Origin of the sequence: Bartonella pachyuromydis (assembly GCF_039543065.1) — a bacterium.
Lineage (GTDB): Bacteria > Pseudomonadota > Alphaproteobacteria > Rhizobiales > Rhizobiaceae > Bartonella > Bartonella pachyuromydis.
This window is the reverse complement of record NZ_BAABJA010000006.1, coordinates 1-17,301: the sequence shown is the minus strand read 5'-3', so window position 1 is coordinate 17,301 and position 17,301 is coordinate 1. Positions and strand designations below refer to the sequence as shown.

The 17,301-nt window shown below is 37.0% G+C and carries 11 protein-coding genes; 5 read left to right on the top strand and 6 right to left on the bottom strand.

The genetic code is table 11. The annotated features are described in order from the left end of the window. Positions 1–45 precede the first annotated feature (45 nt). Positions 46–1,557 (bottom strand): Fe-S cluster assembly protein SufB, encoded by a 1,512-nt coding sequence (sufB, locus tag ABD917_RS05375; protein ID WP_345119085.1) that lies wholly within the window; start codon positions 1,555–1,557, stop codon positions 46–48. Positions 1,558–1,720: 163 nt separating this feature from the next. Further along, on the bottom strand, positions 1,721–2,866 hold the full coding sequence (locus ABD917_RS05370) for a cysteine desulfurase family protein (RefSeq protein ID WP_345119084.1): 1,146 nt from the start codon (positions 2,864–2,866) through the stop codon (positions 1,721–1,723). 159 nt (positions 2,867–3,025) lie between these two features. Here ABD917_RS05370 and ABD917_RS05365 point away from each other — a divergent pair, with 159 nt between their 5' ends. The 3 genes from ABD917_RS05365 to ABD917_RS05355 all read left to right on the top strand — a co-directional run bounded on the left by ABD917_RS05365 (position 3,026) and on the right by ABD917_RS05355 (position 5,879). Next, complete coding sequence (locus tag ABD917_RS05365; protein WP_345119083.1) at positions 3,026–3,706, top strand: alpha/beta hydrolase; 681 nt, start codon at positions 3,026–3,028, stop codon at positions 3,704–3,706. Positions 3,707–3,991: 285 nt separating this feature from the next. After that, the gene (tyrS, locus tag ABD917_RS05360; RefSeq protein ID WP_345119081.1) at positions 3,992–5,245 is read left to right on the top strand and encodes a tyrosine--tRNA ligase; all 1,254 of its coding nucleotides are present in this window, start codon (positions 3,992–3,994) and stop codon (positions 5,243–5,245) included. A 151-nt stretch (positions 5,246–5,396) separates the two neighbouring features. Continuing rightward, positions 5,397–5,879, top strand: a complete 483-nt coding sequence (locus ABD917_RS05355; protein ID WP_345119080.1) for a peroxiredoxin — start codon at positions 5,397–5,399, stop codon at positions 5,877–5,879. A gap of 129 nt (positions 5,880–6,008) precedes the next feature. Here the strand turns inward: ABD917_RS05355 and prfB are convergent. The 3 genes from prfB to ABD917_RS05340 form a co-directional block, all read right to left on the bottom strand. After that, positions 6,009–7,137 (bottom strand): peptide chain release factor 2 gene (prfB, locus tag ABD917_RS05350; protein ID WP_345119079.1). Its coding sequence is split into 2 segments (ribosomal slippage): positions 6,009–7,067 and positions 7,069–7,137, totalling 1,128 coding nucleotides; the frame shifts between segments, so codons are not numbered across the junction. Positions 7,138–7,323: 186 nt separating this feature from the next. Then, entirely contained in the window at positions 7,324–9,789 is a 2,466-nt protein-coding gene (locus ABD917_RS05345) for a penicillin-binding protein 1A (RefSeq protein WP_425548550.1), read from the bottom strand. 173 nt (positions 9,790–9,962) lie between these two features. Next, positions 9,963–11,189 carry an N-acetylmuramoyl-L-alanine amidase gene (locus ABD917_RS05340; protein WP_345119078.1) on the bottom strand — a complete coding sequence of 409 codons (1,227 nt, stop codon included), beginning with the start codon at positions 11,187–11,189 and terminating at the stop codon, positions 9,963–9,965. Between the two features lie 609 nt (positions 11,190–11,798). Here ABD917_RS05340 and ABD917_RS05335 point away from each other — a divergent pair. Next, the gene (locus tag ABD917_RS05335; protein ID WP_345119077.1) at positions 11,799–14,402 is read left to right on the top strand and encodes a ribonuclease E/G; all 2,604 of its coding nucleotides are present in this window, start codon (positions 11,799–11,801) and stop codon (positions 14,400–14,402) included. A gap of 95 nt (positions 14,403–14,497) precedes the next feature. Here the strand turns inward: ABD917_RS05335 and ABD917_RS05330 are convergent, their stop codons facing one another. Beyond that, positions 14,498–15,109: an invasion associated locus B family protein gene (locus tag ABD917_RS05330; protein WP_345119076.1), complete on the bottom strand. Its 612-nt coding sequence runs from the start codon at positions 15,107–15,109 to the stop codon at positions 14,498–14,500. Positions 15,110–15,992: 883 nt separating this feature from the next. Between ABD917_RS05330 and ABD917_RS05325 the strand changes: the two genes are divergently transcribed. Then, positions 15,993–17,159 carry a tyrosine-type recombinase/integrase gene (locus ABD917_RS05325; protein WP_345119075.1) on the top strand — a complete coding sequence of 389 codons (1,167 nt, stop codon included), beginning with the start codon at positions 15,993–15,995 and terminating at the stop codon, positions 17,157–17,159. Positions 17,160–17,301 lie beyond the last annotated feature (142 nt).

Genomic DNA, 17,301 nt, shown 5'->3' with positions numbered 1-17,301 from the left:
CCTGTTCTGGCTCTTTTAGGCCAAATACGCTCTTTACCTAACCAATTATCCCACACTACCTTCAAGGCTGATACCAATGAGTTTTTGTGCTTCAACAGCAAATTCCATGGGAAGTTTTTGAATAACTTCTTTTACAAAACCATTCACAATTAACGCGATAGCTTCTTCTTCAGGAATGCCACGTTGCATCACATAGAAAAGTTGATCATCAGAAATTTTTGATGTTGTCGCTTCATGTTCAAATTGCGCTGTCGCATTTTTTGCTTCAATATAAGGTACTGTATGAGCACCACAATCGTTGCCAATTAACAGACTATCACATTGCGTAAAATTACGTGCATTTTGTGCTTTTCGATGTGCTGTTACTTGCCCCCGATAAGTGTTATTTGAAAAACCAGCAGAAATGCCTTTAGAAACAATACGACTGGAGGTGTTTTTACCTAAGTGGATCATTTTTGTACCGGAATCGATTTGTTGATAACCGTTTGCAACAGCAATAGAGTAAAATTCTCCACGTGCGTTATTACCACGTAGCAAACAAGATGGATATTTCCAAGTAATCGCAGAACCAGTTTCGACTTGTGTCCATGAAATTTTAGAATAATCGCCCCGACAATCTCCGCGCTTTGTGACAAAATTATAAATACCACCCTTCCCTTCTTTATCGCCGGGATACCAATTTTGTACTGTAGAATACTTAATTTCTGCATTTTCCAGTGCAATAAGCTCAACAACAGCGGCATGCAGTTGATTTTCATCTCGTTGGGGGGCCGTACACCCCTCAAGATAAGAAACATAGGCATTTTCATCGGCAATAATTAATGTTCGCTCAAATTGACCTGTATTGCGTTCATTAATCCTAAAATAGGTTGAAAGCTCCATAGGACAACGGACGCCTTTGGGAATATAAACAAATGAACCATCTGTAAAAACAGCTGCATTCAAGGCCGCATAATAATTATCACCAACAGGCACAACGGTTCCTAAATATTTTTTAATCAGAGCAGAATGCTCGATAATTGCCTCTGAAATAGAGCAAAAAATAACACCCGCACGTGCAAGCTCTTTTTTAAATGTTGTCACAACAGAAACAGAATCGAAAACCGCATCAACAGCGACCTGCCCTGATGCATAAATACTCTCATCAAAATTAGATGGATCAGACTGTTTTCTTACTCCTGCTAAAATTTCTTGTTCTTTAAGAGGAATGCCAAGCTTTTCATAGGTTGCCAACAATTCAGGATCGACTTCATCCAAAGATTTTGGTCCTGTATGATTTTTAGGAGCAGCGTAATAATAAAGCTCTTGAAAATCAATTGGAGGATATTTGATGCGTGCCCAATTAGGTTCTTGCATTGCTGACCAACGATGGAAAGCTTGTAAACGCCATGTCAGCATCCATTCAGGTTCATGCTTTTTAGCAGAAATAAATCTGATAATGTCTTCATTTAAACCTTTTGGAGCTTTGTCCATCTCAATATTGGTTTCAAAGCCATATTTATATTGATCAACATCTATTTCGCGTACTTGACGTATTGTTTCTTGTACTGCCGGCATAAACTTTCTCCATTTTTGGTATCAAGAACCGGTGACTAAAAGCCTTGTGTTTTACAGAATTAAAATGAGCACTTCATTCTTTAAGGCTATATGCAAAGTGGGAAGATTTTAATCAAGCTTTTTATTTAAAATAATTCTAATTTTTACAGTTCAATGACAAATCCTATCCTTCTCTATTACTGATAATTTGAGAAAAAAACAATAGAAAATCATCAATATCTTGAGAAGTTGAGCTCCGCCCTATTGAAGTACGAATTGCGCCATTTGGCACATGATACCCCATTGCCTCCAAGACTCTGCTTTGTTTTACTTTTCCCGAAGAACAAGCAGATCCTGCTGATACAGAGAATCCTGCTAAATCAAAAGCAATTTGCATTGTTTCAGCTTTTATATCAGGCACAGTGAAATACGTTGTGTTTGGCAAACGCTGAACTCTTTTGCCAAAAATTTCAATATCATAACATATTTTCTGTATTCCATCTTCTAATTTACTGCGTAAATCTATTAACTGTTTTATCTCTTCTTTTGTGTAACAATCAGCAATTGCTTCTCCAAAAGCGGCTATTAGTGGCAATGCTTCTGTCCCTCCACGTAAACCTTTTTCTTGTCCTCCCCCTACAATAAGAGGGGTTGGCATCAAAAGGTTTCCAGATGAAACAAAAGCACCAACCCCTTTAGGACCACCAATTTTATGTGCTGACAGTATAAAAAAATCTCCTCCCATCTGATGAATATCAACAAAATTTTTGTCTACATATTGCGTTAAATCAACAATCAGAATTCCTCCAAAATCCCGAACAATCGTAGCGATTTCTTTTATTGGCTGAAGAACACCTGTTTCACCATTTGCAGCTTGAATAGCGACAAGGGGAAGTCCTGTTGTTTTATCGTGATTTTTTAAGAGAAAGACTAATTTATCTTGTTGAATAATCCCATCTTGATCAACAGTAACTGTACTGATGAATTCTTGAGAAAACCGTCCTCCTTCAGCAACAGATGGATGTTCTGTTGCTCCAATGTAAAGATGAGAAAATCGAATTTTAGATCTTCCCATATTATAAAAGGGTGTTAATAAAGTCATTGCAGCTTCACTCGCGCCGGATGTAAATACCACGTGATCTGGACTGGTATTGAGACTTTCAGCGACTTGTCGACGTGCTTTTTGTAATAAAGCTTTCGCAGCGCGCCCTTCTGCATGAACGGATGAGGGATTACCAAAGAGCTCTAAAGATGCCAGTAATGCCACCCGTGCTGTTTTTTTGAGTGGTGTGGTCGCGTTATAATCAAAATATCGGCGTTTGATAACCATTTTATATCGCAATCATTTAACTGATGAATTGATTTAAAAAAATAGTGCAATTTTCTTGAAAAATGCACTCAAAAAAGAATATCTAATAATTACTTAAGAGATTCTATGGTAAAAGTCGATCAAGGTCAATGAAGGCTTATAGTAGGTAAGGAGCATTTAATGCCAGAAGTTATTTTTAATGGTCCCGCAGGTCGGCTTGAAGGGCGTTATCAGCCTTCTCAACAAAGAAATGCACCAATTGCGATTATTTTGCATCCTCATCCTCAATTTGGTGGCACAATGAACAATAAAATTGTTTATGATCTCTTCTATATGTTTCAACAACGTGGCTTTACGACATTACGTTTTAATTTTCGTGGTATTGGTCGTAGCCAAGGTGAATTTGATTATGGAATAGGAGAGCTTTCAGATGCTGCCGCTGCTCTCGATTGGGTGCAAACACAGCATCCTGATTCTAAAAATTGCTGGGTAGCTGGATATTCATTTGGTGCTTGGATTGGTATGCAGCTTTTAATGCGCCGACCAGAAATTGAGGGCTTTATATCCGTTGCTCCTCAACCAAACGTTTATGATTTTTCATTTCTTGCCCCTTGCCCCTCCTCTGGGCTTATCATTCACGGTGCTATCGATAAAGTTGCTCCTCCCAAAGATGTTCAAATACTTGTAGATAAGCTCAAGACACAAAAAGGCATCACTATTACCCAGGAAATCTTGGAGGGTGCTAATCACTTTTTTAGTGGATATCATCAAGAGCTTATTGAACGATGTGCACAATATTTAGACAATCATATCACAGGTGAATTCCTTACTCCTCCGCCTGAAGTACTTTCACTTACCTAAAAATGAGAATATATAAAAAGTGAAAAAGGACTCCTGTAGCAGAAGAGATTTTTTTGCACGGGTTCTTGCTTTCTATTATTTATCTATACTCAAGGATTTAAAGAAGGATCATTTTCTTTAAGGAAAAAGGTACTATTTCGCTGAAATAGACAAGTAAATAGTACTTGTATTTTTTTGCTTCCAATGTTTTTCGTTCCCTTGTGAGATATGCATTGTTTATGCTAGAGAGAGCACACGCTAGCAAGCCATAATATAAATATGCAATTTTAATTAGGGAATAAATCTGTGACTGCCTTTAAATCTGATTTTTTACACATTATGCACGAACGTGGTTTTATCCACCAAATTTCAGATGAAAAAGGCTTAGATGACCTTTTTTTAAAAGAAGTTGTAAGCGCTTATATTGGATTTGACCCGACAGCATCGAGCCTGCATGCTGGAAGTCTTCTGCAAATTATGATGCTTTATTGGTTACAAAAAACTGGTCACCGCCCCATTGTCTTGATGGGGGGAGGAACAGGATTGATTGGTGATCCTTCCTTCAAAGATGAAGCGCGACGCCTTCTAACACAAGACGATATTACGACAAATATTGCTAGTCTTAAAAAGGTCTTCGCTCATTATTTAACATTTGGTGATCAAGAAACTGATGCATGCATTGTTAATAATGCTGAATGGTTATGCAATCTGAATTACTTAAAATTTTTGCGTGATGTAGGAAAACATTTTTCTGTCAACCGTATGTTATCATTTGATTCTGTCAAACTGAGACTTGAGCGTGAACATTCTTTATCATTCTTAGAGTTTAATTATATGATCCTGCAAGCCTATGACTTTGTTGAGCTTTATAGGCGTTATGGACTGCGTATGCAAATGGGTGGTTCTGATCAATGGGGCAACATTGTTAATGGAATTGAATTAGGACATCGCTTAGGAACAGCACAGTTATATGCATTAACTTCACCATTACTCACAACATCTTCCGGTGCAAAAATGGGTAAGTCATTGAATGGTGCTGTATGGCTTAACGCAGAAATGCTTTCACCTTATCAATTTTGGCAATATTGGCGTAATACCGAAGATTCCGATGTTGTACGGTTTTTAAAGCTTTATACCGCATTGCCAATGGATGAGATTGTCAAACTTGCTGCATTACAAGGAAATGAAATTAATGAAGCAAAAAAAATCCTTGCAACAGAAATTACTGCAATGTTGCATGGACGCAGTCTTGCAGATGCTGCAGCCGAAACTGCTCGAAAAACCTTTGAAGAAAAAACACTTGGGAGAAATCTTCCCACTATTGAAATTCATGCCACAGAATTAAAAATGGGTATTGGACTACTTAATCTGTTAGTACAAGCAGAACTTGCAAAATCTAACAGTGAGGCGCGCCGTCATATTCAAGGTGGAGGTGTACGTATTAATGATCAAATCATTGAAGATGAAACACGTCTTATTCTTGAGGAAGATATTATTTCCGATGGAATTATTAAACTTTCCTTTGGTAAGAAAAAACATGTTTTAATAAAACCGATATAGTTTCTTTCTTATTTTTATACTCTTTTTCTCATGCCGTTCACATTGATTTCTTTTCTTCAATTTTAAAAATGATATTTTAAAAAGTTGAATCATTCCTTCTTGTATGTATTCTTATAACTTGTAGTTGTTAGACAAAAAAGAAAGATATAAAATGACAAAATCAATGAAAGACACTTTTGCTCCCGATTTCGATTTACCACGTGACGGGGGGGGAAGAATACGTCTTTCTGACCTACAAGGGCAACGCGTTGTTTTATATTTTTATCCAAAAGATGATACGAGTGGCTGCACGAGTGAAGCAATTGATTTTACACGATTAAAAACAAAGTTTAATGAAATAGGAACCGTTATTATTGGCATCTCTCCAGATAATATTAAAAAACATGATAAATTTAAAACAAAACACGCCCTCGATATCATCCTCGTTTCCGATGAAGAAAAAACCACACTTGAAGCTTACGGTGTTTGGGTTGAAAAAAGCATGTATGGACGCAAATATATGGGTGTTGAACGAAGCACTTTTCTGATTGATACAACTGGAAAAATAGTAGAAGAATGGCGCAAAGTGAGTGTATCTGGACATGCTGATAAGGTGTTAGCGGCTGCTATGCTTTTACATGAAAATAATTTGTAGGTATTATTATTCAAGAATCTATAAAGTGTAAAATTATTCCAATTGCTGGGTTTATTAAATCTAGCAATTTCGGATGAAATTAACAGACTACGCAATAACCCTCAAAATTTTGGATAATCATGTTTCCAGTTAGTCAATATCTTTAATTTCTTGAGATTTTCCGTAAATGCGTCGAGCGAGTGCTGCCTCTATGAATGCATCTAAATTGCCATTGAGTACGGATTGTGGATCAGTGTTTTCAACACCTGTGCGTAAATCTTTTACAAGCTGATAGGGTTGAAGAACATAAGATCTAATTTGATGTCCCCATCCGATTTCTGTTTTAGAAGCTTCAACAGCGCTTGTTTCTTCTTCTCTCTTTTTGAGCTCTTCTTCATAAAGTCTTGCACGTAACATAGACCACGCAGTTGCTCTGTTTTTATGCTGAGAGCGTTCCGTTTGACATTGAACAACAATACCTGTTTTTATATGTGTGATGCGGACTGCAGAATCTGTCGTATTGACATGCTGGCCTCCTGCCCCTGAGGCACGATATGTATCAATACGAACATCTGCCTCTGAAACATCAACTTCAATATTATCATCAATGACTGGATAAACCCAAATGCTTGCGAAAGAGGTATGGCGTTTTGCATTGGAATCAAACGGCGAAATACGTACCAAACGGTGAACACCTGATTCTGTTTTTAACATACCATATGCGTTATGTCCTTTGACAAGAAGAGTTGCTGATTTTATGCCGGCTTCTTCCCCATCATGAATTTCTAATATTTCAACCTTCATGTTATGCTGTTCTGCCCAACGCATATACATACGCAATAACATAGAAGCCCAATCTTGGCTTTCCGTGCCTCCTGCCCCTGCGTGCACTTCTAGATAAGTGTCATTCTGGTCTGCTTCTCCTGAAAGAAGCACATCAATTTGCTTTTTTTCTATTTCATCTTTAAGATTACGTATTGTATTTTCTGCATCAATGATAATTTCTCTATCATTTTCTTCTTCGCCCATTGCGATTAACTCAATGCACTCTTCAAGCGTTTTGGTAAATGATCGAATACCATGAATTGAACCATCAAGACGCTGACGCTCACGCATCATTTCCTGTGCTTGTTGCGCATTATCCCAAAGTGTTGGGTCTTCTGCTTTTTGATTGAGATATTCGAGACGTTTTAGTGATTGATCCCAGTCAAAGATGCCCCCTTAGCAACTTAATTGCTTGTTGGATTTCATCAACTAATGTTTCTATTTCTGCTCGCATAATTTCACACCGTCGTTCTTATTTTTAAGACTCTTTCTTGTTACGCTTCATTGGATTTATACAAATCAATGATCATTGTAAGAGCATGGCATAATCTCATCAATCTTTTTGCTGTAGATTCTGCAATAAAACAGATAAAAATGCGTTTATTCCATTCATCAGTTATATCAAAAGAGAGTTTTTTGATTAATATAGCCCACCTGTACCGCTTTCAAGAGCTTTATTAACCTGTGGAGAAGTGGTCATTGCTGGAACACCTTCTTGAAAAGAATTTGTACCACCAATGACTTGATAGATATCAGCAGGACCAGTTCCTGGCTTAAATGCTTCTATAATAACATCTTGCTCTCCTCTCTCAGCAAGCATGCCCGTTTTACGATTAATTGGCATTAAAATCATACCCTCTGGCATTTTAAATGGTACATTTGGTTTTCCTTTCAGAGCGCCTTCCATAAATTCACCAAAAATAGGCGCGGCCAATGAACTGCCTGTTCCATTGTATCCTAAAGGTGCTGGTTGATCGTAACCAACAAAAACACCAACGACAAGATCAGGAGTAAAACCCATAAACCATACATCTTTAGAATCATTGGTGGTTCCTGTTTTAGCAGCAATATGCCGATTGAGATAACGTAAACGTGCCGCTGTACCGCGTTGAACAACCCCCTCCATCATTGATGTAATTTGATAAGCCGTCATAGGATCAAGAACTTGATCTCTTTCATCAATTAATTTTGGTTCACTTTGATTATCCCATGAGAAAACATTACAATTTTCGCAAAGACGATCATCATGTCGATAAATGGTTTTTCCATAACGATCCTGAATTCTATCTATGAGAGAAGGATGAATAGAGCGCCCCCCATTAGCTATCACTGAATAAGCTGTCACCATTCGTAAAACTGTTGTCTCCCCAGCTCCTAAGGCCATGGGGAGATAAGGTTGCAATTTATCGACAATACCAAAACGCTCAGCATATTCAGAAACAAGAGGCATTCCCATATCATAGGCAAGGCGTATGGTCATAAGATTGCGGGAATGTTCAATGCCATACCGCAGTGTTGAAGGGCCAGCATATGTACCACCATAATTTTTAGGCTGCCAAATCTCACCATTATATTGGCGAATTTCAATAGGACCATCTAAAACAACGGATGCTGGTGTGTATCCATTATCGAGTGCCGCTGCATACACAAAAGGTTTGAAAGCAGAACCAGGTTGACGATAAGCTTGTGTCGCGCGATTAAATTCAGATGCTGAAAAAGAAAACCCTCCCACCATTGCAAGAACACGTCCTGTCTCAGGTTCCATCGCAACAATGGCACCTTCAACCTTTGGAATTTGTTGTAAACGATAAGTGTTATTTGTATTTGATACTTTTTCAACAAAAATAATATCACCAACCTGCAGAACTTGCGCTAAATTATGAACAGCTCTTCGTTGGCCATTTTCTTTCACAACATTTAATGCCCACCTTGAATCATTTTCAGACAAAACAGCCATTTCTCGCTTTTTTGATAATAAACCTGAGGCTTCTCGCTGTGGCTGCAAACCAATCTCTATTTTATTAGCATTAGCAGAAAGAACAACAGCTAAACGCCACTCAGGAACATCACTTAACCCCGCAATATTGGCAAGCTCTCTTCCCCAATCATCTTTCTTATCAATATGCCCATAAGCTCCACGCCACCCTTGTGAATGATCAAATTTAATTAATCCATTGTGTAAAGCTTTCCGAGCAAGAAGTTGTAAATGTGGATCAAGTGTTGTACGTATCGAAAGCCCACCCTCATAAAGTGTTTTAGAACCGTAACGATGCATTAAACGACGACGCACCTCTTCAGTAAAATAGTCGGCAGCAAAAACATAACGATCATCACCGCGTAATCTTGCTCCTAAGGGCTTTGCTTTCGCCTTTTCTCCTTGCTCACGCGTGACATACCCGTTTGTAACCATTCGATCTATAACCCAATTGCGTCGATTAATAGCGCGCTGTGTATTTTTGAATGGGTCATAATTTCCTGGACCTTTTGGAAGAGCCGCCAAATAAGCACATTCTTCTAGCGTTAAGTTATTGACGGCCTTATTGAAATAAGTCAACGAAGCAGCTGCGATACCATAAGTACCACGACCAAGATAAATCTCGTTGAGATAAAGCTCAAGAATATGGTCTTTTGAATAAGTTTTCTCAATACGCATCGCCAGAATAGCTTCCTTTAACTTACGCTCTAATGTTGCCTCTGAATTTAAAAGGAAGTTTTTAGCGACTTGTTGTGTAATGGTTGATGCTCCTTCTGGACGTTTTCCAGAACCAATATTACGGATATTGTTGATTAAAGCTCTAGAAAGCCCTTCAGGATCTAAACCGAAATGATGATAAAAATTTTTGTCCTCAGCAGAAATAAAAGCATCTTTAAGAATCTTTGGTATTGACTGAATTGGTAAATAAAGGCGATGTTTTGTTGCAAACTCTGCCATAAGGCTCCCATCAGCAGCATGAACACGAGTCATTACAGGTGGTTCATAAAGCGAAAGAACTTCGTAATCAGGAAGTGGGCTCGTCTGCTCTTTTGCTACCACATCCTGTATCATTACTCGAACAAAACCAAGAGTCATAAAAAAACTCAGAAGATATCTCAAAAAAATCATCATCAAAACGGCTATCGCTTTCTTTAGAATTGATTAAAGAAAAATATGTTATCCTACTCATACTACGCGAATATCACCGCGAGATTGAAGATCAACGAAAAAACTGTTTTTATCTTTATATTGTTTATACTAAACTTTATCAAAACCTGATATTGATACTTTATTTTCTTATAAATTTAAAGAGGCTGCATAATTTTCTGCCTATATTCAGCAAATTGGCGAATAGAATGAGCAATTGAGATAGCCATTTGTTTTCTCCACTGGGGATTGTTTAATAATTCTTCATCTTCTTTATTAGATAAGTAACCAATTTCTATCAAAACAGAGGGTATATCTGAAGCCCTTAAGACTTGAAAATCAGCATATCGATGAGGATTATTTATCAGATTGATATTACTTTTTGATAAATTTGAAACAACACTATTGGCAAAATTCACCGAAAATGCATGCGTTTCACGTCGGGTAAGATCAAGCAAAATATCTGTAACTTCAAGCGATTCATCTGCCGGCAAACCATCTAGAAGATCAACTTTATTTTCATTTTCAGCTAAGGATTTTGCAATTGCATCAGATGCCTTGTCTGATATGGTATAGACTGTAGCACCACGAAGGGAATGTAAATTAATGGTATCGGCATGAATAGATATAAAAAGATCAGCATCAAATTCTTGCGCTTTTTTAACTCTTTCACTCAATCTTAAAAAGACATTGGAATCGCGCGTCAAAGCAACGGTGATATGAGAATCTTTTTTTAACTCATCTCGCAGAACACGAGCAAAGGCAAGTGTTACATCTTTTTCTAAAATTCCACTAATCCCTCGCGCACCACCATCAATTCCACCGTGACCAGGATCAAGAACAACACGAAAATTACGTGTTAGCATTCGTTGTATTTTTGTATCAATCTTATTTTTTTCTTGTTTTTCAAATAGTTCATTAAACTCTGCTCGTGTTGTTTTACGAATATCAATCAGAAGTTGCCATAAACCATTCTCTAATTTTTGAACTGTCTGTTTTTCAACAACAAAAGCAATTTTACTCGTCAAAATAATACGTGAAGTCCGTATATCAGAAAAACCATAACGAATATCTGATAACATGCTTGATAATTTATTCTGTTTTTTTAAAGATGTACTTTGTGCGGAAAAATCAACGGTAGGTAAATTGATAATCAAACGGGTAGGCTTATCCAAAGTCTGTAAACGAACATTTGGCTCAGCATTAAAAACTGCAATAATACGTGTGCGTGTACTATCCCCAATAGTTCGCAAATCAACAAGTTTTAAAGTATTTGCTGCTTGGATATTTGTTTGAAATAAAAAAAATAATAAATAACACAAAAGGAGTAAAATAGTATCCTGATAGGCTGCTTTTGGCTTTTTAATAGAAAAACCTCTTATCATAAATGAAATACTCTTATAAAATATTATATTAGTAATAATTGATCTCAACGCTCTAAAAGTGATGTATCAGATTTATTCCAACTTTTTCAATAAATGCTAAATCTCTCAACTTTAAACACTCCTAAAAATTAAATTAAGGCAATAAAGGCGTTATAATGATACGTACTTATATTGTTACTTGCCAAAATCATGATATCAACATAAAAGGACATTTACGGCGTCCTAGTCGATAGTAACCATTTAAATTATCTGTAGTCCATACTAAGTTGTTTTTAGAGAATTTGTTACCATTTTTATACATTCAGGCTTTTTATGGATGAAAATTCTTTGTGTCACAAAAAGCTAGGATTGCGTTATTTAGATTCGCTGGTTCGGAGATCCGGACTATTTTAAAGATTGTTTTACCGGAGACTTACAAAAATATGAGTCATACAAAACAGATGGAAATGATGATGAGAATTGCTGTAAATGCAGTCATGAATCTACATGGAGTGCTCCATTCTGTTTTACCGGTATCTCCCTTTTATGGCAGACAGCCCCTCACATTTGCGAATAGACATACTATTCGTTTGAATAAAGTTGCGCATGTCGCCTTCAGGATTTTAACTTATGTCAAACAAAATGCTTATAGATGCCTCCCATCCGGAGGAAACACGTGTTGTTGTTGTTCACGGCAACAAAATTGAGGAACTTGATTTTGAATCAGAACATAAAAAGCAGCTTAAGGGGAATATTTATCTTGCACGTATTACACGTGTAGAGCCATCGCTCCAAGCGGCTTTTGTCGAATATGGTGGTAATCGCCATGGTTTTTTAACATTTTCTGAGATTCATCCTGATTATTATCAAATTCCTATGGCTGATCGTCTGGCTCTTCTTGAAGAAGAGGAAAAAGCCGCTGTAGGAGACAATTATGCAGATGTTCCTACTGAAGAAACAAAAAAGAATAAAAAACGCTCCAGAAAAACAAAAAAGGATGAGCGTATTCATGTCATAGCAACTGATGTTGAAAATGATAACATGATATCTGAAGCGATAACCATTGATGATACGGAAGAAGCATTTAGTGCAAGTATTATTCATGATGATATCGAAATGGTTGGCGCAGAAGATGTGCGTGAAGAACTCCCTACCTATCAACGAAAACAAGGACGTCAATATAAAATTCAAGAAGTGATTAAACGACGTCAGATTTTATTAGTGCAAGTCATCAAAGAAGAACGTGGCAATAAAGGTGCAGCACTCACAACATATTTATCCCTAGCAGGTCGTTATTCTGTTCTCATGCCCAACACAGCACGTGGTGGTGGTATTTCACGAAAAATCACCAATGTACAAGATCGCAAACGACTTAAAGATATTGTAAAAGAGTTAGCTGTCCCTAAGGGCATGGGTGTTATTCTGCGAACTGCTGGAGCAAATAGAACAAAAGCTGAGATTAAACGCGATTATGAATATCTCACTCGATTATGGGATACTATTCGCACTTTTACACTCAAATCTACGGCACCTTGCCTTGTTCATGAAGAAAGTAATCTCATAAAGCGTTCTATACGAGATCTTTATAACAAAAATATCAATGAAATTCTTGTCTCTGGTGATCAAGGATATCGTGAAGCAAAAGACTTCATGCGGATGCTCATGCCAAGCCATGCAAAAGTTGTGCAACCTTATCGCGATCCTGTTCCTATTTTTACACGTAATAATATTGAAATTCAACTTGATAAAATGTTGCACCCACAGGTTTCTTTGAAATCTGGTGGTTATCTTGTTATTAATCAAACAGAAGCCCTTGTTGCTATTGATGTAAATTCTGGTCGCTCTACCAAAGAACTTTCTGTTGAAAAAACAGCATTACAAACTAACCTGGAAGCTGCAGAAGAAATAGCACGTCAATTACGTTTACGTGATCTTGCTGGTTTGATTGTGATTGATTTTATCGACATGCTTGAAGAACGTAATGTAAGGCTGGTCGAAAAAAAATTGAAAGACTGCTTAAAAAGTGATCGTGCTCGTATTCAAGTTGGTCACATTTCACACTTTGGTCTTTTGGAAATGAGTCGTCAACGTATTCGTGTATCCGTTTTAGAAAGTACAACACAACCATGCCCACATTGTGCTGGAACAGGGAATGTTCGTTCTGAATCATCAATTGCTTTACATGTTATGCGCTCGATTGAAGAATATCTTCTTCACAATCCGCAACATAATATTACTGTACGCACACCCGTAACAACAGCACTTTATGTATTAAATCATAAACGCAATATCCTCGTTAATTTGGAAACGCGCTTTAAACTTAATATTAGTATTGAAGCAGATGATAGCATTGGAACGCAACATCTTATTATTTCTAAGGGTACAATAGCAGAATCAGTTTCTCAATCCCCATTGGTCTTTGAAAGTGGCAATAACAAAAAAGCCGAAGACAAAAGCTTCATAGATAATCCTTCTGTCGAAGAGGGAACAGTTGTTGAAACAAACCAAAAACATCGGCGTAAAAATAGTCAAAGTGAAATTAATGACAATCCTCTTTCTACTGTTCAGAAAAAAGACGATACACTAAGTGATGATTCTCGTCGTCGGGGACGTCGTAGAGGACGTCGAGGTGGGCGTCGTAATCAGGATAATAATTTTTATCAACTTCGTGTTCCTTACGCAGAACCAGTAGGAGACTTTGCTAAACAAGCCTTAGAAGAGATTAAAACAGCCTATCGCAAACGCCGTATTCCAGCTTCGAAATCTGTTCCGTTGGAAGAAGAAAAAAACGATACACAACAAAATGAAACTGTAAAAGTTGATACGGTTAGTAAACCTAAAAAACGTAAAGCACGTTCTTCAGAAACAGTGCAAAATCAGCAAGATATTGAAAACAATCAAAATGCAATAGTCGCAGAATCTTTAGAAGAAAAATCTATAACTGCTCCAAAACATAAGGTTAAAACAAAAAAAGCAGATAAAACTGCGCATGAGGTAGTGGAAGCAACACCTGAAAACAGCAAAAAACGAACACGTAAAAAATCACTCTCTAAAGAGTTAACAACAAAAGAAACCTTAGAACAAAAAACTGTAAGTGAGGAATCTTTCGAATCAGCTCTCTCAAAAGTTGAAGAAAAAAGCGATTCTCTTGTCGTTATATCATCAACGCCTGATGATTCTCCAAAAAGTGAGCGCATTGGTTGGTGGAAACGTAGAAATCTTTCTAAAAATTAAATATAAAAAAAACCGCCGTAAATATTTTCCGGCGGTTTCAAGAAGTAGACATAGCAGAAAAGATTCAAAAAATACTTGCCTATGTCGTATGCTGATTAGTTTTGTTTCGCTTTCTCTTGCTCAGCGCGCATACGATCTTCAATCTCTTTTTGCTTTGATTGAATAGCTTGTTGCAATTTTATTTGCTCTTGTTGAAAATCTTTTTCCTCCATACCAGGACCTGTGTACGCTGCTGTGAATCCATTAAGAGAAAATTCAATAGGATTAGCTGAACCGCGAAAATTAATTGTTGTTACAACCATTTTTGAACCACTTTTCATAGCAGTAATAAGTTTATCATCTAAGACATCGTTGGCAATACAACTAGGCCCATTACAAATAATATAAGGAACTTTTTTAGAGAAGTTATCTCCTATTTGAATGAGAACACCTTCTGGCAAAAAACGACCTGTAGGTACCTGAATACCTATGCGTTTTTCATTTTGTTTCCCTTTTATTTCCACAAGATTAAAAGCCGTCAAAGGCTGCCCCGTATTTGAGACAACAGTGTTCATTGTATTACAAACATCAACATCATGCTGCTTACTGCAAACCTTATACCAACCTTGAGATAAAGTTTGCGCCTCTGCAGAAGTGTGAATTGTAAAAAAAAGGGCAATAGTTCCAACTATTCCAGAAACAATAGAATATATACTTTTATGCGACATGATTAAGTTAATCCTTTCAACGCGCTCTTATAATACCCCCAACAACAGGAATACTAAATATAATTTCAATCAAGTGTATTAAATTTAACCAATGAAATGACACCCTCTCTTTATGCTTCTTACTTCAATATAAAGAGAAAAGTCAAATTTAGAGAAAAAGCTACAAACTGCTAGTTGAATTTTTATGCACTCATATACAGCTTCCCGCCTTCTATAGCATTAGGATTTTATGAAATTGATCCATAAAATACCTGAGTATAATGAGATGGGATAAAACTATATAAATGAATCAATATTGCAATATAATTAAAGTAAAATCTTATATTATTCTATAGATATTATTAACTTTAATTTTTTTATATTTATACTTCTTCTTTTAAAGAATAATGCTTTAGTGATACGTATTGTAATGCATGAAACTTAAAAACTGCTTGGAAAATTTGAATATTTTCTTTATGTATCTTTTTATGCAAATCGAAAAGGTAAAATTACTTACGATGTTGTTGAAACAATTAATGGACTAAAGCTCTTCATCATTTTCAGTTTTAGAATAACTGAAAAGCTGAATCCCAATTTATAAACATTCCAAGAGAGCAGATATTTTCTTGCTTTATGCACTCTATATACCAACTCTATTTTTCTTTCGCTAAATCATCTAACTTTTAATTAAGATCATAACGCTTTGTATTAAAATCCTTCTGTTCTTGCACAACATATTGATTTATAATAATAATTCACTGTTTTGTATGTTGAATGAGAGTCTCGAATAACGTAAGATTCTCTCATTTCAAATCTGTTTATCTTGCATCAATTAAAATCATTCCCTTGCACGTCAAAAGCGGGATGAATGTGTGGATAAAATTTGTATAAGAAAGGAGTAAAAATGGTCCTTATGAACCGTCTTAATGCAAGATCTGTCGCAACATTGGGGGCTGGCAAATATAATGATGGTGCCGGCTTGCTTCTTCATAAGCGTAAAGATGGAGGTGCTCAATGGATTTATCGTTATACCATTCACGGGCGGCGCCGCGAAATGGGCTTGGGGGCTTTAAGAGATGTCTCTTTAAAACAAGCCCGTGAATTGGCAAATGGGTGGCGCTCTATTCTTCGTGAAGGGCGTGACCCCATTAAAGAACGTGAGAAACAAAAGCGTGAGGCAATAAGCAATCTTCATTACTTAAAAGATATTGCCGTGGATGCTTTTGAAAGTCGGAAAGCTGAATTAAAAGGAGATGGTAAAGACGGACATTGGTTTTTACCATTACGCCTTCATATTCTCCCTAAATTAGGCTGTTTACCGGTTTCTGAGATTACCCAAACAGAAATACGCAATGTTCTTGCTCCCATATGGCATACAAAAGCTGGAACAGCTCGTAGAGCTCTTATCCGTCTCAATCTTTGTCTCAAACATGCGGCTGCATTAGGGTTGGATGTTGATTTACAAGCAACAGAAAAAGCACGCGCTCTTTTAGGTAAACAACGCCATAAAGTCCAAAACTTACCTGCAATGGATTGGAAAGATGTTCCTGCTTTTTATAAAGCACTTTGCCAAACAACAACCCTAACACAACTGGCTTTGCGCTTGCTTATCCTTACAGGCGTTCGCTCTCACCCTTTACGTTATATGCGTGAAAATCAGATTGATGGGGATATATGGACTATTCCTGCTGAGAGTATGAAAGGAAAGCGTGATGCTACAACAGAATTTCGCGTGCCTCTATCAACAGAAGCACTAAAAATAATTGAACAAGCCCGTTGTATCTCTAAAAGTAATTTCATCTTTTCTTTTTCTAGTCGAACTCCTATTTCACCTATGGTTATGTCAAAATATATGAAAAAAATTGGACTTGAAGCTTGCCCCCATGGTTTTCGCTCTAGTTTACGCAATTGGCTTGCTGAAACAACCGATGCCCCCTATGAGGTTGCTGAAACCATTCTAGCTCATACGGTCGGGGGGCAAGTAGAGCGTGCTTATCGTCGGACTGATTATTTAGAACAGCGCCGTATCTATATGGATAAATGGGCGGCTTATGTTACAGGTCAAGCTTAAGATATGGGGTGTAATACCCCATGATCTGTGGATAACTTTAGCTCTCTCTTCTCTCATTCTTTCTCAATGAGACTCATAAATTATCACATCAGAAAATGGATAATAAAACACTGTTTTTTATAGACTAAATACCTTTCCAATG